This window comes from Streptomyces alkaliphilus, from assembly GCF_014141535.1.
Taxonomy (GTDB): domain Bacteria; phylum Actinomycetota; class Actinomycetes; order Streptomycetales; family Streptomycetaceae; genus Streptomyces; species Streptomyces alkaliphilus.
Genome location: NZ_VKHT01000627.1, coordinates 1 through 3,097 on the forward strand (window position 1 = coordinate 1; position 3,097 = coordinate 3,097).

Here is a 3,097-nt window from a genome sequence, read left to right on the forward strand (position 1 = left end):
AGGGCCGGGCCACCATCCTGGAACTGGCGGACGACTTCGCCATGGAGATGACCCAGGGCCCCGCGCTGCACCGGCCGGGGGACGTCGGAGGTGTCTGGGCGACCCGCTACCCGGTCGGTTGAGTCCGGCGGTCCCGGCGGCGGTCCCGGTGGCCGGCCCGGTGGGTCGTCACCGGTGCCGGTCGGTCCCCGGGACCGCGGGGATCAGCCGTGGAGTACGGGGCCCGGGCCCCGGCCATCGGCCTCGCCGGGCACCGAACCGACGAACGCCGTCCAGGAGTCGGCGGAGAACGCCAGGCGCGGGCCGGCGGGCGCCTTGGAGTCCCGGACCAGGAGGGCCCGGGGGGCGGGGGAGAGCACTTCGACGCACGCGCCGTTGCCCCCCGAGTGGGAGGACTTGATCCACCGGTGGGTCGGGGACTGCCGGTCCCGTCGGTCCTGCTGACCCTGCTGACCCTGCTGAATCGCCATGAGGTATTGCGGCCCTTTCCATGCTTCGGCGCCCGCCTTGCTGCGGAGCCCCGCAGGGAAGGTAATGGGCCCCGGGGGGATTCGAGCAAATGTTGCGCACGAATGAATGGCAGATTCGGCATATGCCTGCGGAACGTCCCCGGGAGCGTATAGGGTTCGGCCGACCGTCCGTGAACCATCGAAATCGATCATCCGGTCGGATGTCGATCCACCGTTCCCGATCCGGGGCGCCCGCCCGCCTCAGGCCGCCCCCGGTCCCTCCCCGGCGATCCGCTGGATGAATTCCCGGGTGGCCTCCGGACTGAGCGCCTGGGCGCGCAGGTGCTCGTACATCACGCCGTAGTTCTGCACGTCATTCGGTTTCTCCAGGTACAGGTCGCTGGTCACTCCTTCCAGATACACCACCGTGGAATCCGTGGCATCCGGGAATTCCATGATCGCGAACTGTCCGTTCACGCCGGGGTGCGCCCCGGCGGAGAACGGCAGCACCTGCAGGGTCACGTTGGGCCGGCGGGAGACGTCCACCAGGTGCTTGAGCTGTTCGGCCATGACCGCCCGTCCACCCACCTCGCGGCGCAGCACCGACTCGTCCACCACCGCCCACAGTCGCAGGGGACGGGAGGCGTCGTGCACCCGCTCCTGTCGCCGCAGCCGGACCTGCACCCGGCGGGAGACGTCCTCGGCCCCGACCTCCGGCAGCGCCCCCGAGATCACCGCCTCCGCGTACTCCGGGGTCTGCAGCAGTCCGGGCACCACCTGCGGTTCGAAGATCCGCAGGGAGGCGGCGTCCATCTCCAGCCCTATGTAGACGCTGTAGCCGGGGGACAACTCGCCGAAGGCGTGCCACCAGCCCTGCTGGCGCGACTCACGGGCCATCTGCATCAACGACTCGACGAGCTTCCCGTCCTGCACCTCGTAGACACCGCACAGGTCCCGCACGTCGCGCGGGCTGATGCTGCGCCGGCCGTTCTCCAACCGGCTGATCTTGGACTGGGAGACCAGCAGGCGCTCGGCGACCTCCTCGGCCGTCATGCCCCGGTCCTCGCGGAGTCTGCGCAGCTCCTGTCCGAGCCTGCGCCGCCGCACCGTGGGATTGATCGTTCCCGTCACCGGGACTGCACCTCCGTTGAGCCGCCAACACCGCTCGGTAGCCTGTCACTTACAGACGTGTGTGGGGTGGAGGATGTCAACAGCGGCGCACGGACCGCAAGCGGGCGATCCGATGCGGTCGGTCACGGCCGGGGCCGGTGGGTCCCGGGCGGCGCGCGGAGGCCGCCGGGGCGGGGGGAAGGGCCCGGGCGCCCCTCCGCTCCCGAACGGGTGTACGACCACTCCCGGGCGGGTGCCCGGAAACGGGTACGGGGCGCGGGACGGTCGCCACCACCGCTCGACTTCCGGTGATGGACGACCGACCCCGCACCCCGTACCGGCGGCTCCCGGTGGGATCACGGCACCGGTCGGACCGGCCCGGGCGCCATCGGGACGCCCGGGCCGGTCACCGACCGGAGCTAATGCGGTGAGAGGGACGGCCGGGCGGTCACCCTGACCGACTCCCTCCGACGGGCCTGGTCCGGCACCTGCTGACCGCCCCGTGGGGCCGCCGGCGCGGCCGGTCGCCGCCCGCGCACCGCCGGTGCGGCCCGACGCGCCTGACCCGCGGCGCCGTTCTGGACGTCCATGACGGCGTGGGCGACGAGCCCGCCCATCGGGTCGTGGCGGATCAGGTCCCGCAACCGGGAGCGGGACGACCGTCCCTCGTTACCCGGATACAGGTGTTTGCCCAACCCCACCGCGTGCGCCAGCGCGGCCAGGGCGGCCGTTCTGGCGTCCGGTGGGGTCCCGGTGCGGATGGCACCGTCGAGGCGGGCCTTGATTTCCCGACTCACCTCCGTGTCGGTCGCCTGGTACCGCGTTGTCGGCAGCACCCCGCACATCTGGTTCTCCACCGCGTGCACCATGCCGCAGCGTTCCAGATGGGACAGGTAGGTCTGCCGCAGGCCCAGCCGGGGACCCCCGACCCAGTGGACCGCCCGCACCGGAGCGCCGCGTCTGCGCAGCAACTCCAGGGCGGTGTCCAGGGTCGGATCACCGGTGGGCCGTGCGAGTACCACGGCTATACGGTCTCCGTTCGGGGCGATGCGCCCCGCGAGAGCCAGCTCGACGAGCTGGGCCCCGGCCAGGCCGAGGTCGAGTGACTGCGGCTGTGCTGTGGTACCCGTTGTCGGGTCCAGAGCGAGCAGCAGCAACTCCTCCGGAATGCTTCTACGACTCCTGCTCATCCATGCCTCCCCGCGTGGATGAAAGACAGGGTGACCCCTCTCACAATGTTCTGTCGAGGGTGCGTGGTCGATTTGTGATGCAACTCGCGGATATGTCGTTGTCGTCCATGCGGGTAGACCGCGACTTTCCGCCATGGGGGAGGCTGTGCGCCACGGTGCACAGGAAGCGGCACACTGATAGCGGCAGTGATCCGGTCGGCGACCGGTGCACGAGAGCGAGGAGGCGCGGGTGGCGGGTCAGTCCCCGGAGATCCCGGAGAACGAGCGGGAGCAGGGTCGGGCGCACACGAGGACGCCCGCGACCACCGGGACGGTTCCCCCCGGGGCGGGAGAATCGGGGGGCGCGGG

3 protein-coding genes and 1 pseudogene are annotated in these 3,097 nt (G+C 71.3%); 1 reads left to right on the forward strand and 3 read right to left on the reverse strand.

Translation table 11 applies throughout. The annotated features are described in order from the left end of the window. A pseudogene (locus tag FNQ90_RS17655) lies at positions 1–122 on the forward strand (ADP-ribosylglycohydrolase family protein); the annotation flags it as partial. A gap of 81 nt (positions 123–203) precedes the next feature. Here the strand turns inward: FNQ90_RS17655 and FNQ90_RS17660 are convergent. From FNQ90_RS17660 to FNQ90_RS17670, 3 genes are all read right to left on the reverse strand, one after another. Further along, entirely contained in the window at positions 204–470 is a 267-nt protein-coding gene (locus FNQ90_RS17660; RefSeq protein WP_182607270.1) for a DUF397 domain-containing protein, read from the reverse strand. 240 nt (positions 471–710) lie between these two features. Beyond that, positions 711–1,580: a helix-turn-helix domain-containing protein gene (locus FNQ90_RS17665; RefSeq protein WP_182607271.1), complete on the reverse strand. Its 870-nt coding sequence runs from the start codon at positions 1,578–1,580 to the stop codon at positions 711–713. 398 nt (positions 1,581–1,978) lie between these two features. Next, on the reverse strand, positions 1,979–2,749 hold the full coding sequence (locus FNQ90_RS17670) for a GOLPH3/VPS74 family protein (RefSeq protein ID WP_143622238.1): 771 nt from the start codon (positions 2,747–2,749) through the stop codon (positions 1,979–1,981). Between the last annotated feature and the right edge of the window lie 348 nt (positions 2,750–3,097).